Origin of the sequence: Segeticoccus rhizosphaerae (assembly GCF_009192725.1) — a bacterium.
GTDB lineage: Bacteria > Actinomycetota > Actinomycetes > Actinomycetales > Dermatophilaceae > Segeticoccus > Segeticoccus rhizosphaerae.
Window position 1 is genome coordinate 1 of sequence record NZ_VOHR01000671.1, and the last position, 715, is coordinate 715.

A 715-nucleotide genomic window follows, 5' to 3' on the forward strand; every position below is an offset into this window, starting at 1 on the left:
GTTTCATGGGATCTGTATCCTTTCGAATTTCAGCACAACGATCCACCTCGACAGGCTTAGGACTACCTAACGAGATTGGTTAATGCGATCAGCAGAAAAGATCCTCATTTTCATTATTTTTCTATCGTTTAATTGGTTAATAGAGATTTGGGTTACATCGTTTTACGACCTCACCTGTTTACCAAGAGGAGGTCTGCGGCATCGCCCTGCACCCGCAGGCTACGCCCCGCTTTCGACGATGCTTGTGAAATGGAAAACAAGCGGACCGCCCCCCTTCGCGAGGGGCAGTAAGACGCGCCGATGGGAGAGGTTTTCGCACCCGTCATTCCGGATGCCCGTTGGCGCAAGCTTAGTTTTGCATTCTATGCGCGCCAGCCCCGAAGCCTACCAACCAAAAAGCTGATGCACCTCGGCCCTTGGCCAGCCTGCGGAACGCTTCCCTAGAGATGAGATTTGGCGTTGCCAATTCATCTTTCGGCCTTCGCCTCTGAGCCGTTCTTGTATCTCTGCCCCTGCAACCCAGGCTGCTGCGATCTTTAGTATGTGCCCTTTTAAGATAACATCAGCCTTACCCAATCGAACGGATTTTAAGCCATGCTCGGCCTCAATGGCTTTGAACTGTGATGGGGTCACATTCAGAATCTCGGACGCATCCTTTTTTGATATTCCGTGACGTGACCCCCTGATTTTCCTCCACGAGCGATTAGAGTCTGGC

The 715-nt window shown here is 51.3% G+C and carries 1 protein-coding gene; it reads right to left on the reverse strand.

All coding sequences use genetic code 11. The features are described from left to right. Window positions 1-384: 384 nt before the first annotated feature. Window positions 385-715 (reverse strand): hypothetical protein (locus FRW57_RS24240; RefSeq protein WP_203230516.1); only part of this gene is annotated, 331 nt, incomplete at its 5' end.